Origin of the sequence: Enterobacter cloacae complex sp. P13B (genome assembly GCF_014895915.1) — a bacterium.
In the GTDB taxonomy this organism is placed as follows: Bacteria; Pseudomonadota; Gammaproteobacteria; order Enterobacterales; family Enterobacteriaceae; genus Enterobacter; species Enterobacter bugandensis.
In genome coordinates, this window is record NZ_JADBQN010000018.1 from 65,985 (window position 1) to 83,093 (window position 17,109).

The following is a 17,109-nucleotide window of genomic DNA, read 5'->3' on the forward strand; positions in this document are numbered from 1 at the left end:
CGCCACCCGGCTTTTACGCCGCACGCTCATCCCGATTCGCCATCACCTTCGGCGTATTGACTTCAATCCAGTCCGCCAGCGCGGCGACTTTCTCGCTCACCTCAATGCCCATCGGTGTCAGGCTATACTCGACGTGCGGCGGCACGACCGGATACGACACGCGATCGACAAACCCGTCCTGCTCCAGCGCCTGAAGCGACTGGGACAGCATCTTTTCGCTCACCCCGCCCATTTTATGGCGCAGCTCGCTAAAACGGTGCGTTCCTCCGCGCAGAGCCAGCAGAATCAGCACGCCCCAGCGGCTGGTAACGTGTTTAAGCACCTCCCGTGAAGGGCACTGTTCCGCGAAGAGATTGCCATCGCGCATTTGCTCGCTGAGCGTTGGGATCGTTTTTTTCATACTTACCTTTTTGTGCGTACTTACTAAAAGTTAGCTATGGTGATAGTGTGCCACAACACCAGACAAACACGAAGGAGATTTATCATGATCGCGATTACCGGCGCTACCGGCCAGCTTGGCCAGCACGTTATTGAAGAACTGCTGAAAACCGTTCCAGCAAACCAGATTGTTGCCATTGTTCGTAACCTGGCGAAAGCTGAAGCGTTAAGCAACCAGGGTATTGTGGTTCGTCAGGCGGATTACACCGATAAGGCCGCCTTTACTGCCGCGCTGAGCGGCGTGGAAAAGCTGCTGCTCATCTCCTCAAGCGAAGTGGGCCAGCGCGCGACCCAGCACCAGAACGTGATCAACGCCGCCAAAGCGGCAGGCGTGAAATTTATCGCCTACACCAGCCTGCTGCACGCGGATAAATCACCGCTGGGTCTGCACGTTGAACATGTCGAAACCGAGAAAGCGTTGGCAGAATCTGGCGTGCCATACGCCCTGCTGCGCAACGGCTGGTACACCGAAAACTACCTGGCGAGCGCGCCGCCTGCGCTGGAACACGGCGTATTCATTGGTGCCGCAGGCGAAGGCAAAATTGCCTCTGCCACCCGCGCAGACTATGCCGCGGCGGCAGCCAAAGTGATCGCTGAAGAGGGTCATGCGGGCAAGGTATACGAACTGGCAGGCGACCACGGCTGGACATTGAGCGAGCTGGCGGCGGAACTGAGTAAGCAGAGTGGTAAACCTGTGGCGTATCAAAACCTGAGCGAAGCGGACTTTGCAGCCGCATTGAAGAGCGTGGGTTTACCCGCCGGGCTGGCGGATATGCTGGCGGACTCCGACGTGGGCGCGTCCAAAGGCGGCCTGTTTGACGACAGCCGTACCCTGAGCAAGCTGATCGGCCGCCCGACCACACCGCTGGCGGAGAGCGTCAAAGCCATTCTGTAATTGTTACGGATTGGTTATTTTTTGTGGCATCCCCTCGGGTCATCTCTGATAATGGTGTGATGACCCATGAGGAGGCTCATCGTGCAAGGCGTACCGGAACAGTTTACTGACGAGAGAGACAGCGCGCGCTTTCGCCATCTGGCGCAGCTGCCGGGCCTTGAACTCTATCACGCGCATATCTCTGACTACGCCTTTGAGCCCCACACTCATGAAGCCTTCGGCATCGGCACCATCGAAACCGGCGCCCAACGCTTTCGCTATCGCGGCACCCAGCATCTCGCACCTGAAAAATCCGTTGTTACCATGAACCCGGACGAGATCCATACCGGGGAGTCCGCGACCGAAGACGGCTGGCGCTACCGGATGGTCTACATCGAACCCGATCTTCTGGAAGAGGTAACCGGCCTGCGCCACTGGTGGTTCAGCGACGTAACCCGTTACGACCCGCACCGCTCTCAGCAGATCGGCAGGCTAATTTACGGCCTGTGGCATACGGACGATCCGCTGGCGCAAAAAGGCTTATTGCTGGATCTGATCGAGACCTTTCAGCCGCTAGCCCATCACGCGCCGGTGGTTCAGGAAGGCGCACACCGTTTCGAGCGCGTGCGCGAGTATTTGCACGACAACTATATGCACGCCCTGACGCTGGACGAACTGGCGAACGTTGTCTCGCTCAGCCCGTACCATTTCCAGCGCCAGTTCAAAGCCCATTTTCACGTTACGCCGCACCAGATGTTGATGGCCATCCGCCTGTGGCGCGCCAAAGCGTTTCTCACCCACGGTATGCCCGCCGCCGAAGTCGCCGCCGCAACGGGGCTGACCGACCAGTCGCATTTAACCCGCGCCTTTACCCGCCGCTACGGCATTACGCCCGTGCGCTACCAGAAACAGGTCACCCGGCGCTAATGCGCAATCTCATACAATACGCGCGCGTTTCCCCCTTCTAGACTGAGTGCAGAGTAAATCAATGTGGATGGAAAAATGATTAGCGGCGTGTTGTATGCCCTGCTTGCAGGTCTGATGTGGGGGCTGATCTTTGTCGGCCCTCTAATCGTGCCGGAATACCCGGCGATATTGCAGTCTACCGGACGTTATCTGGCGCTCGGGCTGATTGCCCTTCCTCTGGCATGGCTGGGGCGTACGCGCTTGCGACAGCTCAGCCGTCAGGACTGGGGCACCGCGCTGGCGCTGACCATGATGGGCAATCTCATCTATTACGTCTGCCTGGCAAGCGCCATTCAGCGAACCGGTGCCCCGGTGTCGACCATGATTATCGGCACGCTGCCGGTGGTCATCCCCATCTTCGCGAATCTGCTTTATAGCCATCGGGACGGCAAGCTGGCGTGGTCGAAAATGATACCCGCCCTGGCCTGCACCGCCGTGGGGCTGGTGTGCGTCAATATCGCCGAGCTGCGCCACGGCCTGGCAGACTTCAGCTTATGGCGTTACGGTTCGGGGATCGTTTTAGCGTTCATCTCGGTCGCGTGCTGGGCCTGGTACGCCCTGCGCAATGCGCGCTGGCTGCGGGAGAACCCGGACAAACACCCGATGATGTGGGCAACGGCGCAGGCGCTGGTCACGCTCCCCGTCTCGTTAGTGGGGTATGCCGGCGCATGCCTCTGGCTGGGTCATCAGCAGCCGGAATTTGCCCAGCCCTTCGGGCCAAGACCCTGGGTCTTTATAGGCTTAATGGTTGCGATTGCGGTGCTGTGCTCCTGGGTGGGCGCGCTGTGCTGGAACATTGCCAGCCAGAAGCTGCCGACGGTGATCTTAGGGCCGCTGATTGTGTTCGAAACCCTGGCCGGGCTGCTGTACACCTTCCTGATGCGCCAGAGCGTGCCGCCGCTGTTAACGGCCTGCGGGATCGCGCTGCTGGTGGTGGGGGTGGTGATGGCGGTAAGAGCGAAGCCGGAAAAACCGAGGGTTGTTCCGGCTTCGGAGGTATGATTTTGCCGGGTGGCGGCTACGCCTTACCCGGCATGATGTTAAAACGTTTCCCAGTTCGCTTCAGACGCCGTCGCTGCTGGCTGCGCTTTTGGCACATAGGTTTTCACCGGTGCCGCTTTGACCGCCTGATTACGCGTTATTTTGAACACCGCTACCGCTTCGTTCAGGCGTGCGGCCTGATCTTCCAGCGCCGCCGCTGCCGCCGCAGACTCCTCCACCAGCGAGGCGTTCTGCTGGGTCACGCGGTCCATCTCGGCTACCGCCTGACCAACCTGGTCGATACCGCGGCTCTGCTCGTCAGAGGCAGAGGCAATTTCGCCCATGATGTCGGTCACGCGGGTAACCGCGTTAACGATTTCCGCCATCGTCGCGCCCGCTTCGTTCACTAGCTGCGAGCCGGCGTTCACGCGCTCGCCGGAATCATCGATCAGCGCCTTAATCTCTTTTGCCGCCTGGGCGCTGCGCTGGGCAAGCGTGCGTACTTCTCCTGCAACCACCGCAAAGCCACGGCCCTGCTCGCCCGCACGCGCCGCTTCCACCGCCGCGTTCAGCGCCAGAATGTTGGTCTGGAAGGCAATGCCGTCGATAACGTTAGTAATTTGTGCGATTTTGCTGGAGCTGGTGGCGATCTCATCCATGGTGCGCACCACGCCTTCCACCACGTTACCGCCCTTCTTCGCGGTTGAGGAGGCATCCAGCGCCAGACGAGACGCCTGACGCGCGTTATCCGCGTTCTGCTTCACGGTGGCGGTCAGCTGTTCCATGCTGGCTGCCGTCTCTTCCAGAGACGCGGCCTGCTGCTCGGTACGGGAAGAGAGGTCATTGCTGCCCGCCGAGATTTCACCCGCACCGGTATAGATGGTGTCTGCGCCTTCACGCACCACGCCCACGGTGTTCGCCAGCGAGGTTTGCATCTCCTGCACGTTGCGCGCCAGGATAGCCATTTCGTTTTTGCCTTCAGCCTGAATCGGCTGGGTTAAATCCCCTGCCGCGATGGCGCGGATATGGTTGATCACCTCTTCCAGCGGCAGCAGCAGCACCCGGCGCATGGCGATCCAGCTGGAGATAATCACCGCAATGACGAGGATCATGACGGCAGAAAGGATCCACAGGATGCGCTTGTAGTCGCTTTCGTTATCCTGAATGCCTTTACTGGTGAGCGCAGCCTGCGCCTCGCGCCACTCGCGATAGACCTTTTGCATTGCCGTCTGCTTCTGTTCGGCATTCTGCTTGAACATATCTTCCAGGTTGCCCTGGCCCAGCAGAACGTTCATTTGCGTCAACGTGGCGGAGTAGATGCGGTACTGCTCTTCCAGCCGATCGGCCAGGTTCTCATCCAGACCCGGGGTATTCGGCAGGGCGTAGTATTTGTCGTAATGGACCTGCGCATTGGCCAGCAGATTTTTCGCGGTGTTAACCAGCTCGTTCAGCTGTCCGCCGTTAATCTGAGAGGCCATGCTGCTTTGCAGACGCAGCATCCCGCGGTTTAGCGTGACGCGCGCCTGGTTCAGGCTGATCCAGGCGTCGGTAAATTCCGCCACGTTCTGGCTGGAAAGCTGCGACACGGTGAAGTTGTCTTTATCGTTATTCAGCGCGTTGATAAAGATACCCGCGGAAATCACTTGCATGATGCCGAGCACAAGCAGCACCGAAATAAGAAGAGTAATGACTTTTATACGTTTAAACATGCGTTGCCTTTGTTATATGCAGGTTTGTCTGACGTGTATCTATCGGCACGCGCGGCGGGTTGTTTACTGTTTCTCCACCTTTAAAAACTTTCTAAACCACTTTCCTAAATCCATTCAGGGAGTTAAACGGGACATTTTTTTGTGATCCGTGTCGCATTTTCCCCCTTCCCTCTAAAGGGTTATAGCGCCGCCTTAAAGATGCATTTAATATGCATCTTATATTTTTAATGACGAGGTAACTGCTATGGCCTTTCGCGACCAACCCCTCGGCGAGCTGGCGCTCTCCATCCCTCGCGCTTCCGCGCTGTTCCGTAAATACGATATGGATTACTGCTGCGGCGGTAAGCAAACGCTGGCGCGAGCGGCATCGCGCAAGGAGCTGGACGTGGAGGCTATCGAAGCGGAACTGGCGCTGCTGGCTGAACAGCCTGTTGAAAAAGACTGGCGCACCGCCCCGCTCACGGAAATCATCGACCATATCATCGTGCGTTACCACGACCGCCACCGTGAACAGCTGCCTGAGCTGATCCTGCAGGCAACGAAAGTTGAGCGCGTACATGCCGACAAGCCTTCCGTGCCGCGCGGTCTGGCAAAATACCTGACCATGCTGCATGAAGAGCTTTCCAGCCACATGATGAAAGAAGAGCAGATCCTCTTCCCGATGATTAAACAGGGAATGGGAAGCCAGGCGATGGGGCCTATCAGCGTAATGGAAAGCGAGCACGATGACGCGGGCGAACTGCTGGACGTGATCAAACACACCACTAACAACGTCACGCCGCCGCCGGAAGCGTGCACCACCTGGAAAGCGATGTACAACGGCATTAACGAGATGATTGACGACCTGATGGAGCACATCAGTCTTGAGAATAACGTGCTATTCCCGCGGGCATTGGCGGGGGAATAAAAAAGCCCGGTAGCGCTAGCGCTTACCGGGCCTACAACGTCCTCGAACATAGGCCGGGTAAGCGTCAGCGCCACCCGGCAATATGCTTAACGCATGCCTGCCATACGTTTCTTACCGATAAACAGCCAGCCCAGCCCCAGCGCGATAAACCACAGCGGCGTGACGACCAGCGCCTGACGGGTGTCATCTTCGAGCGTCAGCAGCACCAGCACGAACACGAAGAACGCCATGCACACCCAGCACATCAGCTTGCCCAGCGGCATCTTGTAGATCGACTTCTCATGCAGGTGCGGACGCTGTTTGCGGTACACGAGGTACGAGCACAGGATAATGGTCCAGACGAACATGAACAGGATCGCCGACACCGTGGTGATCATGGTAAACGCGCCAATTACGCTTGGGTTTACGTAGAGCATCACCACGCCACCCAGCAGGCACATGCAGGAGAAGGTCAGCCCTTTCGCCGGTACCGCACGTTTAGAGAGTTTCGCAAAGGCGCTCGGCGCTACGCCCTCCTGCGCCAGACCAAACAGCATACGGCTGGTTGAGAACACGCCGCTGTTCGCGGAAGAGGCCGCAGAGGTCAGCACCACGAAGTTAATCAGGCTCGCCGCAGCAGGCAGCCCTACCAGTACGAACAGCTCAACGAACGGGCTCTTGCTGGGCACCACGGAGCTCCACGGCGTCACGGACATGATGATGATCAGCGCGAAGACGTAGAACATGATGATACGCACCGGTATGGAGTTGATGGCGCGCGGCAGGGACTTCTCCGGATCTTTGGTTTCCGCAGCGGTCGTTCCGACAAGCTCAATCCCCACAAACGCAAACACCGCAATCTGGAAGCCCGCAAAGAAGCCGCTGATGCCTTTCGGGAACCAGCCGCCGTCATTCCACAGATGGGTGAAGGACGCCTGAACGCCCGTTGGCGACTGGAAGTGCGTCAGGACCATCACCAGGCCCACCACAATCAGCCCCACGATAGCGACAATCTTGATCATCGCGAACCAGAACTCCATCTCACCGAACATTTTCACGGTGGCAAGGTTCAGGCTCAGCAGCAGAATAATCACCGCCAGCGAGGCGACCCAGTCCGACAGCCCCGGGAACCAGAACTGCGCGTAAGCGGTAATCGCCACGACGTCCGCCATGCCGGTGACCACCCAGCAGAACCAGTAGGTCCAGCCGGTAAAGTAGCCCGCCCACGGGCCGAGCAGGTCCGACGCGAAGTCGCTGAAGGATTTGTATTCGAGGTTCGAGAGCAGCAATTCACCCATTGCGCGCATCACGAAGAAGAGCATAAAACCGATGATCATATAAACGAAGATGATCGACGGCCCGGCAAGACTGATGGTTTTGCCGGACCCCATAAACAGCCCGGTGCCGATGGCACCGCCGATGGCGATAAGCTGTATATGACGGTTTGTGAGATTGCGCCGTAGCGACTGTTCAGACGTCGCCTCTTCTGCAGCGGCGACTTTGACCTGATCTACCATGTAATTTTTCCTGTTTATGCCTGTCTGTGTTGTTAAGGCTCTTCTGGCCTTTAAAAACGTCAAATAAATGACGGTCCCTTCGTAAGGGTTTATCGATATTAGGTAAGAATCGGCGGGATGAATACTATGATTTAGATATTATGTTAATAATATGTTGAAAGTGAGTGTCATATCACTCATACAGCGCGAAACAGCTCACAAAAATACACGCAACAGTTTCGTTTGCAAGATAAAATGTTGATTCCGTCGTAACTATGGGTTTTATCACTATTTTCCTCTCCCCGGGCGGAGAGAGGAAATAAGAAAAGTCGATTACAGGATTTCCAGCAGCTCGACTTCAAATACCAGGGTGCTGAATGGCGGGATGGACGCACCAGCGCCACGCTCGCCGTAAGCCAGGTTGTGCGGGATGGTCAGTTCCCATTTGGAACCCACTGGCATCAGGGTCAGGGCTTCGATCCAGCCTGCGATAACGCCGTTGACCGGGAACTCAGCCGGTTCGCCGCGCGCCACGGAGCTGTCGAACACGGTTCCGTCGATCAGCTTACCGGTGTAGTGCACGCGAACGTGGTCGGTACGCGCCGGGATAGCGCCGTCGCCCTGGTTGATCACGCGGAACTGCAGGCCGGATTCGGTGCTGTTCACACCTTCGCGCTCGCGGTTCTCTTCCAGATATTTAACGCCTTCAGCTGCCATCTCTTCGAAGCGCGCGCGACGCACGGCGTCAGCACGTTCGTGGATTTCACGCAGCGCACGATGCACAACGTCAACCGGAACGGCAGGCTGTTTACCTTCCAGCGCATCAGCGATACCCGCCACCAGCGCTTCAGGTAACAGACCTTCCAGGCCGGATTCGCTCAGCTGCTGTCCTACCTGCAAGCCGATACCGTAACTTGCCTGCGCTTCGATAGTGTCAAAAGTCGGGGTGGTCATGGGTTTTCCTTCCATCACATTTAAAGTAGCGGGCAGCATATCAGCCATGCCCTTATGGGTAAAACTTTGTCTGAAGTTAAGGTGACAAACCGCGACGAAACAGAAACAATAGAGACAACCAGGATTAATCCCGAACTGATGTCACGGATGTCCGGTTTGCTACGTCGTTCAGGCAGTTAGCGAACTATACTTCGAAGCACAGGATATAAAAGACGCGGAGCAGGAGGAGAGCCATGCCCGGGCGATTTGAACTGAAACCTACCCTGGCGAAAATCTGGCAGGCGCCGGACAATTTTCGCATTATGGACCCGCTGCCTCCTCTGCACCGCAGGGGGATCATCATTGGTGCGCTGATGGTGATCGTGGGCTTCCTGCTTCCTTCCGGCGGTGATGATGTTGATACCGCGCCGGTCACCCGCAATGCGCAGCTGGATCTTCAGTCGCAAACGCGGCCGCAGCCTGACGCGCAGCCGATGCAGACGCAGCTGGTAACCCCGTCTAACGATCCAGGTCAGGTCGCGCCTGTTGAACCCGAACCCGTTCAGGATGAACAGGAGCAGGCCGCAGCGCCGTCTGAGCCGCAAACCCAGCAGCCGACCGGCATTGAGCAGCAGTGGCGTTCCTATCGCGTGGAGCCGGGCAAAACCCTGGCACAGCTTTTCCGCGACCACAACCTGCCGCCGACCGACGTATATGCCATGGCAAAAGTGGAAGGCGCAGGTAAACCGCTGAGCAACTTACAGAACGGCCAGATGGTGCAGATTCGCCAGAACGCCAGCGGAGTGGTCACCGGGCTGACCATTGATACCGGAAATGGTCAGCAGGTGCTGTTTACCCGCCAGCCGGACGGCAGTTTCATCAGAGCACGTTAATGGCGTATGCCGGGTAAGGCGAAGCCGCCACCCGGCACTTTTGTTCTCAGGCACTCCGTTTATTCACCCACCAGATCCCCGAGCAGACCAGCACCAGCGCAATCGCGTATTTGATATCCAGAATGTTTTCGCCGAGGAAAATGGCGGAAAGCACCGTCCCTGCAACAGGAATGACAAAGTTGAACGGAGCAATCATGCTTACCCGGTTCACTTTCAGCAGCGCGCTCCACAGGGCGAACGCCACCGATGAGAGCAGCGTCAGATACCCCAGCACCGCAACGGCCTTCATGCTGTGCACTTCCAGCGTTCCGCCCGTGGCATAACCTCCCGCAACCAGCGCAGCCCCGCCTATCGCCAGCTGCCAGCCGGTCATCACCGTTGGGTCGACGGTCTGGGAAATACGTTTCCCGTAAAGCGTGGCGGCAGAGAGAATAAAAGCCGCCAGCACCACAAAGCCGTCGCCTTTCCAGATAAACTGGAAATCGCTTAACCCACTGTGAAAGTTCACCAGCATCACACCGGCAAACCCAAGAATACAGCCCAGCGTTTTGTTATAGCTGAGTTTGTCATTGTGGTAGATACAGTGCGCCAGCAGTACGCCGAAGAAAGTCCCGGTGGCGTTCATGATTGAGCCGTTTACCCCCGTCGTGTAGGCCAGTCCTATATAGAAGAATGTGTACTGAATGGTGGTCTGGGTCAGCCCGAGGATCGTGAGCTGGCCAAACTGCGCGGGCGTGAGCCTGCCAATCGGTTTGCGCTGGGCCAGCGCAAACAGCAGCAGCAAGGCACCGGCAAACAGAAAACGGTATCCGGCAAAAACGACTTTGGAGGGAATATCATCGGTCGCGATCTGAAAGAGTTCGTAGCCATTTTTAATGGCCGGGTACGAGCTCCCCCAAAGCAGGCAGCAGAGCGTGGCGCATGCGTAGGCCACATGTCGACGGGCAAAGACGGGCGTGGGCAGAGCGGTATCCATGACAAATCTCATAAATAAAATTGCGTTTCAATTTATTATCAGAGAATGCGTCTGGAATAGCTACCATACGAGATAAAAAGAGAATTTCCGGTAGCTTTAAATAGCAAAACGCCGGCACAAGGCCGGCGCTTCGACGCGAGCAGAGTAAAAAATTACTCAGCTACAACGTTAACAACCAGTTTAGCGAACACTTCGCTGTGAACCTGGAAGTCAACTTCGTGCTCACCAGTGGTACGCAGAACGCCGTTCGGCATGCGAACTTCGCTCTTAGCCACTTTAACGCCTGCTGCAGTAACTGCATCAGCGATATCGCGGGTACCGATGGAACCGAACAGTTTACCTTCGTCGCCAGCTTTGGAAGCGATGGTAACAGTGCCCAGTGCGTTGATTGCTTCAGCGCGAGCGTTAGCAGCCGCCAGAACGTCAGCCAGTTTGGCTTCCAGTTCAGCGCGACGTGCTTCGAAAAACTCTACGTTTTTCTTAGTAGCTGGAACAGCTTTACCCTGTGGAACCAGGAAGTTACGAGCGTAGCCCGCTTTAACGTTAACCTGATCACCCAGGCTGCCCAGGTTTGCTACTTTATCAAGCAGAATAACTTGCATTACCTTATCCTCTTAAAGTCGTATTAATGGACCGTGCCCGATTACTGATGACGATCAGTGTACGGCAGCAGGGACAGGTAGCGAGCGCGTTTGATAGCGCGAGCCAGCTGACGCTGATATTTAGCACGAGTACCGGTGATACGGCTTGGGACAATCTTACCGCTTTCGGTGATGTAGTTTTTCAGCGTTGCGATATCTTTATAGTCGATCTCTTGAACGCCTTCCGCGGTGAAACGGCAGAACTTGCGACGACGGAAATAACGTGCCATATGGCTAGTCTCCAGTATCTATCAAATCAATCTGCTCGGCATGCAGAACCATTTTGCTCAGGCCGTTCTTTGCCTTGTGGCAAGAGATGAACCCCTGAACGATTACTGCGCTACCGACCGTTAAACTGTGAGTAATGGCCTGGTTTTCGTGTCCGCTAATAATAACGGGCATTTGGCACCACGCCTGCCGGTGAAACCCGGCTTCCTCTTGCACAGAACGATGCTCAAGCACGAACTGGCAATGCGGAATTCCTGATGGACTGACCTTTCGAAGGGGAGCCCTGCATACGATGCCGGACAACGCCAGACGGTTGGTCATCAGAAATTACTCTTCAGAATCCCCAGCATCAGAATCATCTGCGGTTTCGTTTGCGAAATCATCGCGACGCTCACGGCGCTCGTCTTTCGCTTTAACCATCGGAGATGCTTCGGTAACTGCGTTTTTGGTACGCATAACCATGCTGCGGATAACGGCATCGTTGAAGCGGAAGGTAGTTTCCAGCTCATCGATCACTTCCTGCGGCGCTTCAACGTTCATCAGAACGTAGTGTGCTTTGTGCAGTTTGTTGATCGGGTAAGCCAGCTGACGGCGGCCCCAGTCTTCCAGACGGTGGATCGTACCTTCTGCACCAGTGATGGCAGCAGAGTAACGCTCGATCATACCCGGAACCTGTTCGCTCTGGTCAGGATGGACCATAAAAACGATTTCGTAATGACGCATCGAATTGCTCCTTACGGATTATTCAGCCTCCTGTCTGGGTCAGCCGAGGCCCGGGGAGGCAAGGAACGTGTTAAAGGTCGGCTGAAAAATTGACGCGTCATAATACTTGCCCCCCCCAGGAAACTCAAGCTGATTGCACAAATAATTCGCACAAAGCGTAAAGCTGGTCTAAGTGGGTGATTTAAAATTAATCGCATCAGGAAGCGTTGTTTTTTTGAACAACTGCATCAGAAATGGTCACGCATCCCCGCCGGAGGAATGATTACACTTTAATCAGAGATCAGCTGAATTAAAGAAGGAGTATTCCCCTCACACAGCACGCAGTCGTGGAGCGCATATCATGAAAAAAATCGCAGTAGCCATAATGGCGGCGCTTTTGCTCAGTGCAAACGCGATGGCAGCCATCAAAATAGACGGCCGGCAGGCCAGAAACATGGATGATGTGCATAGCTTAGGCGTAATCTATATCAATCATAATTTCGCCACTGAAAGCGAAGCAGATCGGGCACTAAATGAAGAGACCGATGCCCAGGGCGCAACCTATTACCACGTGATGTTAACCCGTGAGCCCGGCAGCAACGGCAACATGCACGCCAGTGCAGATATCTACCGGTAACCCTTAACGCTAGCACCAGGAAAGCCAACAACGAGAACATAGCCATAGTTGACGTTGCCCCCTGTCCGGGGGCTTTTTTTGTGAATGGCTCCGGAATACCACCGGTTACAACTGTTTTTCGGTATTCCAGAGCACTTATTCACTTCTGCCCGTAGTAGGCGTTCGGGCCGTGCTTGCGCATGAAATGCTTGTTCATCAGGTCATCGTCAATGCCCTGAAGCTGTGGGTTGATACCGCGGGCAATCCACGCCATGCGCGCCACTTCCTCCATGACAACCGCATTATGAACGGCGTCGTGGGCATCTTTTCCCCAGGCGAACGGGCCGTGCTGATAGACCACAATACCCGGCGTATGCAGCGGTTCGCTTTCACCCAACGTTTCGATGATGACCTTCCCGGTGTTGAGCTCGTATTCGCCTTCCACTTCAGCCTGCGTTAATGCGCGCGTGCAGGGGATGTCGCCAAAGAAGTAGTCCGCATGCGTTGTTCCCAGCGCCGGAATCGCCAGCCCCGCCTGTGCCCAGGCGGTGGCGTGCGTGGAGTGGGTATGCACAACGCCACCCAGCGATGGATAACGCTGGTACAGCGCCAGATGGGTCGCCGTATCAGAAGAAGGACGCCATTTGCCCTCAACGACGTTTCCTTCGAGGTCGACCACCACCATATCGTCCGCTTTCATGGTTTCATACGCCACGCCGCTCGGCTTGATCACAACCAGACCTTGTTCACGGTCGATGGCGCTCACGTTGCCCCAGGTGAACGTTACCAGGCCATAGCGCGGCAGATCCATATTGGCCTCAAAGACCTGCTGTTTCAGCTTAAGCATGTGCAACCTCCAGCAAACCCGCCCGCGCCATTCGCTCGCGCACCCAGTCCCGCGCTTTTGCCACTTCCGCAGCCGGATCGTCTGACGTTTCGCTCCACATCTCAATCAGATAAGGCCCGCAATATCCTGTCTGTTTGAGCGTCTCGAAGCACCGTTCGAAATCCACCACCCCGGTGCCGAACGGTACGTTTTTAAACACGCCAGGGCGGGTATCTTTGACGTGCACCGCCACGATATGCCCGATGCCCGCCTGCAGCTCCATCTGCACGTCGTTATCCCAGGCCGACAGATTGCCGATATCCGGATAAAGCTGGAACCAGGGGTTATTCAGATAGTGCGCATAGCCCAGCGCCTTGCTGATGGAGTTCATCAACGGGTAGTCCATGATCTCCATCGCCAGCGTGACCTGCGCGCGGCTTGCCATATCAACGCTCTCTTTCAGGCCGTCACGGAAACGACGGCGCGTTTCGTCGTTGGCTTCCTGATAGTAGACGTCGTAACCCGCCAGCTGGATCACGCGGATGCCGACATCCTGCGCAAAACGAATGGCTTTGCGCATGATCTCCAGCCCTTCAGCGCGCACGGCATCGTCTTCACTGCCGAGCGGAAAACGGCGGTGGGCGCTCAGACACATGGACGGCACGCGCACGCCGGTTTCGGCAATGGCGCTCACCAGCGCCAGGCGCTGCTCGCGGCTCCAGTCCAGGCGAGAAAGGCGCTCATCCGTCTCATCCACGGACATTTCGACAAAATCGAAACCCAGCTGTTTTGCCAGCCGTAACCGCTCCAGCCAGCACTCCCCTGCAGGGAGTGCCTTTTCATAGATGCCAAGCGGGACCTGTTTTGACAACATACCCGCTCCTTAACCCCAAAGCTGAGCGATTGAGCGTTTGAACTGACGCGCCGCTTCCACCGGAGATGCCGCGTCGCGAATGCTGCGGCCAGCGATAAAGACATGAATAGGGATGCCCTGGAACAGCGGCAGATCTTCCAGCGCCAGGCCACCGGTGACGGTGACTTTGAACCCCATATCCGCCAGACGCTTAATCGCGCTGATATCCGCTTCACCCCACGCCACGCCTGCGGCTTGCGCATCGCGGCTGCGGTGATAAACCACCTGCTGGATGCCCGCATCGCGCCACTCCTGCGCCTGCTCCCAGGTCCAGAAGCCGGTCAGTTCAATCTGCACGTCGCCGTTAAACTCTTTTGCCACGTCCAGCGCGCCTTTGGCGGTGTTGATATCCGCACAGCAGATCACGGTGACCCAGTCGGCGTTGGCTTCAAAGCACATGCGGGAAAGGATTTTGCCTGCGTCAGCAATCTTGGCATCCGCCAGCACGATTTTGTGCGGATAGAGCGCTTTCAGGTCACGAACGGCGCGCACGCCTTCGCCCACGCACAGAATGGTCCCCACTTCGATGATATCCACCTCTTCCGCAATCAGGCGGGTGGTTTCGTAAGCGTGAGACAGCGTCTGGTTATCCAGCGCAACTTGCAACATTGGTAATGACATGTTCAATTCCTCTTAAACGGCCGCCGCAGTGGCGTTATCAATTAAATCCAGCACTTCCTGCGCGGTGCGGCAGGCGCGTAAACGGTCAAAATTGGCTTCGTCATCAAACAGGTTGACGATCTGCATGATGCCCACCTCCTGGTGGGTGTTGGCATCAACGGCCGCCATGGTGATGAGAATGTCGACCGGGTCGTTATCTTCGTGGTTGAACACCAGCGGCGTTTTCAGCGTCACCAGTGCAAAACCGGTTTTCTTGACGCCCTCTTCCGGGCGGCCGTGCGGCATGGCCAGGCCCGGCGCAATCACGAAATAGGGGCCGTGCTGCGCCACGCCATCCAGAATGGCCTGGTAATAGCGCGGCTCGACAACGTCCGCTTTAACCAGCAGATCCACACTCAGCTTCACCGCTTCCTGCCAGGTGCTGGCGTCGGCCTGTAAAAGGATGGAGTTATTCTCTGCCAGCGAATCACGTAGTTTCATGTGGCGTCCTTACTTCACGTCTTGTGGGAAGTGTTCTTTGATCACTTCCAGCAGTTTTGGCCCGAAATCCGCAGGCGAGAGCATGTTGCGCACGCCTACCACATATTTGTTGCCCGACACGCTAATCTCACCGGCAATATGAGTTGAAGCGATGATGATGTCCGCGCCGTTCAGTTCACTTTTGTATTCACCCACTGCGCAGCTGTTCACCGTGTGGTCGATGTTTGACTGGGTCAAAAACTGGTCCACTTTCATCTTCATGATCATGGAGCTACCTTGCCCATTGCCACACACAGCCAGGATACGTACGGTCATAATCGAAACTCCTTAATGAGCAGACACTTCTGCTGTTTGTTTTTCCGCATCTTCTTCAGCTCGCAGCGAACGGCCAGCGAAGAACATATAAGCCAGAGCAATCAGGATGATGACGGCCATAAAGACCAGACCGACGGAGGCAAAGCCCTGCATCATCGGCGGTGCCAAAATTGACCAGTCCGCCATGCCCATCCAGGCGCTCATACCGGTGAGCTTGACCGCCCACACGCAACCGAAGATTTCCACCATGCCCATCACCAGGCAGATCTTGAGCGCCGCGCGCCAGCCGCCGAAGTGGTTAGCAAACACACCAATGGTGGCGTTGGAGAAGAACATCGGGATAAAGCCAGGAATGATCAGGATTGAGGAGCCGCAGCCCACCAGGATGCCCACCGCAATCAGCTGGCCGATGGTGCCCCACATAAAGCCCCAGACGACGGCGTTTGGCGCAAAGCTATAGATAGCCGCACAGTCAATCGCCAGTACCGCACCAGGGATCAGGCGCTGAGAGATGCCGTTAAAGGCTTCCGACAGCTCGGCGACGAACATACGCACGCCCTGAGTGATGATGAAAATCGCTACCGCGAAGGAGAAACCGGTCTGCAGGATATAGACCGTCCAGTGGGTTTTACCCGCCATCGCCTGCACGACGTCAATGCCGAAAGAGAGCAGAATGGCACCGAAGAAGAGGGTCATCACAATCGCCGTTGAGACGATGTTGTCGTGGAAGATATTCAACCAGCCAGGCAGTTTGAGGTCTTCGACACTCTCCTCTTTTTTGCCCAGGTACGGCGCAACTTTATAGGCAATCCAGGCGGCAAACTGCTGCTGATGACCGATGGAGAAGCCACAGCCGTCGGTCACGATCTGCGTTGGCTTGTACATCATGTTGGAGGTGATACCCCAGTAGAGCGAGACCAGCACCGCGGTGCAGATAATCGTGGTCCACATTGGGTAACCGAAGATATAGAGAGAAACCGCGATCAGCCCCGCCTGCTGGAACATGATGTGCCCGGTGAGCATGATGGTGCGAATGCCGGTAATTCGGCGCAGGAGCACGTAAATGATGTTCAGCGCCAGCGCGAGCAGCACTGCATACCCTACCCAGCTATAGGCATCACCCATGCGATCGATGGTCGCCATCATTGAGGCGTAGGTATCAGAGATAGCGCCGTTGATGCCATACACTTCCGACATTTTGGCGACGACCGGCTTAAACGTGCTGGTCAGAATGCCTGACCCCGCCTGCAACAGCATGAAACCGATAATGGTTTTGATGGTGCCTTTAATAATCACGCTGACGCTTTTGCGCAGCAGGATGTACCCCAGGCACGTCACGATACCCAGCAACAGCGGGGCGTTGGTCATTACCTGATTAAAGAAAACGGTAAAGACGTTGTAGAGGATCTCCATAACTCTCTCCAGAAATGAGAACACGAGGGGCAATCCCTGTGCGGTTGGTGCCATCACTCTATTAATCACAAATAATCACCACAAGATTGCATTTGATTATTTGTGACGCATCACGCAATTTATTTCCATGCTGATAGTAATGATTTTCACTACTGTATTTTTAAAACAAACTTATCCTTATAATTCATGAAATTAATGTTTA

21 protein-coding genes are annotated in these 17,109 nt (G+C 56.0%); 6 read left to right on the plus strand and 15 right to left on the minus strand.

Annotation, left to right across the window (positions count from 1 at the left end; all coding sequences use genetic code 11):
• Positions 1-13: 13 nt before the first annotated feature.
• Positions 14-400 (minus strand): helix-turn-helix domain-containing protein, encoded by a 387-nt coding sequence (locus tag IM273_RS09720; protein ID WP_028015279.1) that lies wholly within the window; start codon positions 398-400, stop codon positions 14-16.
• Positions 401-484: 84 nt separating this feature from the next.
• On the opposite strand from IM273_RS09720, the gene IM273_RS09725 reads away from it, so the two are divergent.
• From IM273_RS09725 to IM273_RS09735, 3 genes are all read left to right on the plus strand, one after another.
• Complete coding sequence (locus IM273_RS09725) at positions 485-1,333, plus strand: SDR family oxidoreductase (protein WP_193051135.1); 849 nt, start codon at positions 485-487, stop codon at positions 1,331-1,333.
• Between the two features lie 81 nt (positions 1,334-1,414).
• Complete coding sequence (locus tag IM273_RS09730; protein WP_193051136.1) at positions 1,415-2,239, plus strand: AraC family transcriptional regulator; 825 nt, start codon at positions 1,415-1,417, stop codon at positions 2,237-2,239.
• 75 nt (positions 2,240-2,314) lie between these two features.
• The gene (locus IM273_RS09735; RefSeq protein WP_045631258.1) at positions 2,315-3,280 is read left to right on the plus strand and encodes a DMT family transporter; all 966 of its coding nucleotides are present in this window, start codon (positions 2,315-2,317) and stop codon (positions 3,278-3,280) included.
• A 38-nt stretch (positions 3,281-3,318) separates the two neighbouring features.
• Here the strand turns inward: IM273_RS09735 and IM273_RS09740 are convergent, their stop codons facing one another.
• Positions 3,319-4,968 carry a methyl-accepting chemotaxis protein gene (locus tag IM273_RS09740; RefSeq protein WP_045259627.1) on the minus strand — a complete coding sequence of 550 codons (1,650 nt, stop codon included), beginning with the start codon at positions 4,966-4,968 and terminating at the stop codon, positions 3,319-3,321.
• A 244-nt stretch (positions 4,969-5,212) separates the two neighbouring features.
• Here IM273_RS09740 and ytfE point away from each other — a divergent pair, with 244 nt between their 5' ends.
• Entirely contained in the window at positions 5,213-5,875 is a 663-nt protein-coding gene (ytfE, locus tag IM273_RS09745; protein WP_045631260.1) for an iron-sulfur cluster repair protein YtfE, read from the plus strand.
• Between the two features lie 86 nt (positions 5,876-5,961).
• On the opposite strand, the gene cycA is transcribed toward ytfE, so the two are convergent.
• Complete coding sequence (gene cycA, locus IM273_RS09750) at positions 5,962-7,371, minus strand: D-serine/D-alanine/glycine transporter (RefSeq protein ID WP_047366984.1); 1,410 nt, start codon at positions 7,369-7,371, stop codon at positions 5,962-5,964.
• Positions 7,372-7,683: 312 nt separating this feature from the next.
• On the minus strand, positions 7,684-8,304 hold the full coding sequence (fklB, locus tag IM273_RS09755; RefSeq protein WP_008502892.1) for an FKBP-type peptidyl-prolyl cis-trans isomerase: 621 nt from the start codon (positions 8,302-8,304) through the stop codon (positions 7,684-7,686).
• A gap of 233 nt (positions 8,305-8,537) precedes the next feature.
• Between fklB and IM273_RS09760 the strand changes: the two genes are divergently transcribed.
• Positions 8,538-9,176, plus strand: a complete 639-nt coding sequence (locus IM273_RS09760; RefSeq protein WP_028015272.1) for an OapA family protein — start codon at positions 8,538-8,540, stop codon at positions 9,174-9,176.
• Positions 9,177-9,222: 46 nt separating this feature from the next.
• On the opposite strand, the gene IM273_RS09765 is transcribed toward IM273_RS09760, so the two are convergent.
• The 5 genes from IM273_RS09765 to rpsF all read right to left on the minus strand — a co-directional run bounded on the left by IM273_RS09765 (position 9,223) and on the right by rpsF (position 11,744).
• Positions 9,223-10,152, minus strand: coding sequence for a DMT family transporter (locus IM273_RS09765; RefSeq protein ID WP_193051137.1), 930 nt, complete (start codon positions 10,150-10,152; stop codon positions 9,223-9,225).
• Positions 10,153-10,304: 152 nt separating this feature from the next.
• Positions 10,305-10,754: a 50S ribosomal protein L9 gene (rplI, locus tag IM273_RS09770; RefSeq protein WP_006810372.1), complete on the minus strand. Its 450-nt coding sequence runs from the start codon at positions 10,752-10,754 to the stop codon at positions 10,305-10,307.
• 41 nt (positions 10,755-10,795) lie between these two features.
• Positions 10,796-11,023: a 30S ribosomal protein S18 gene (gene rpsR / locus IM273_RS09775; protein ID WP_000135199.1), complete on the minus strand. Its 228-nt coding sequence runs from the start codon at positions 11,021-11,023 to the stop codon at positions 10,796-10,798.
• A 4-nt stretch (positions 11,024-11,027) separates the two neighbouring features.
• Positions 11,028-11,342, minus strand: coding sequence for a primosomal replication protein N (gene priB, locus IM273_RS09780; RefSeq protein ID WP_028015270.1), 315 nt, complete (start codon positions 11,340-11,342; stop codon positions 11,028-11,030).
• Between the two features lie 6 nt (positions 11,343-11,348).
• Positions 11,349-11,744 carry a 30S ribosomal protein S6 gene (gene rpsF, locus IM273_RS09785; RefSeq protein ID WP_014068637.1) on the minus strand — a complete coding sequence of 132 codons (396 nt, stop codon included), beginning with the start codon at positions 11,742-11,744 and terminating at the stop codon, positions 11,349-11,351.
• A 340-nt stretch (positions 11,745-12,084) separates the two neighbouring features.
• Between rpsF and yjfY the strand changes: the two genes are divergently transcribed.
• The gene (gene yjfY, locus IM273_RS09790) at positions 12,085-12,360 is read left to right on the plus strand and encodes a DUF1471 family protein YjfY (RefSeq protein WP_041911476.1); all 276 of its coding nucleotides are present in this window, start codon (positions 12,085-12,087) and stop codon (positions 12,358-12,360) included.
• A gap of 139 nt (positions 12,361-12,499) precedes the next feature.
• Here the strand turns inward: yjfY and IM273_RS09795 are convergent, their stop codons facing one another.
• Genes IM273_RS09795 through ulaA form a run of 6 tightly spaced genes read right to left on the minus strand, consistent with a single transcriptional unit; the run spans position 12,500 to position 16,907 of the window.
• Entirely contained in the window at positions 12,500-13,186 is a 687-nt protein-coding gene (locus IM273_RS09795) for an L-ribulose-5-phosphate 4-epimerase (RefSeq protein WP_193051138.1), read from the minus strand.
• Positions 13,179-14,039, minus strand: coding sequence for an L-ribulose-5-phosphate 3-epimerase (locus IM273_RS09800; RefSeq protein ID WP_193051140.1), 861 nt, complete (start codon positions 14,037-14,039; stop codon positions 13,179-13,181). Before IM273_RS09800 ends, IM273_RS09795 begins: the two co-directional genes overlap by 8 nt.
• A gap of 9 nt (positions 14,040-14,048) precedes the next feature.
• Positions 14,049-14,699 carry a 3-keto-L-gulonate-6-phosphate decarboxylase UlaD gene (gene ulaD / locus IM273_RS09805; protein WP_023334265.1) on the minus strand — a complete coding sequence of 217 codons (651 nt, stop codon included), beginning with the start codon at positions 14,697-14,699 and terminating at the stop codon, positions 14,049-14,051.
• A 12-nt stretch (positions 14,700-14,711) separates the two neighbouring features.
• A complete protein-coding gene (ulaC, locus tag IM273_RS09810; RefSeq protein ID WP_028015266.1) occupies positions 14,712-15,179 on the minus strand; it encodes a PTS ascorbate transporter subunit IIA in 468 nt (155 codons plus the stop codon).
• 9 nt (positions 15,180-15,188) lie between these two features.
• Entirely contained in the window at positions 15,189-15,494 is a 306-nt protein-coding gene (gene ulaB, locus IM273_RS09815; protein WP_003856022.1) for a PTS ascorbate transporter subunit IIB, read from the minus strand.
• Between the two features lie 12 nt (positions 15,495-15,506).
• A complete protein-coding gene (gene ulaA / locus IM273_RS09820; protein WP_059357766.1) occupies positions 15,507-16,907 on the minus strand; it encodes a PTS ascorbate transporter subunit IIC in 1,401 nt (466 codons plus the stop codon).
• Between the last annotated feature and the right edge of the window lie 202 nt (positions 16,908-17,109).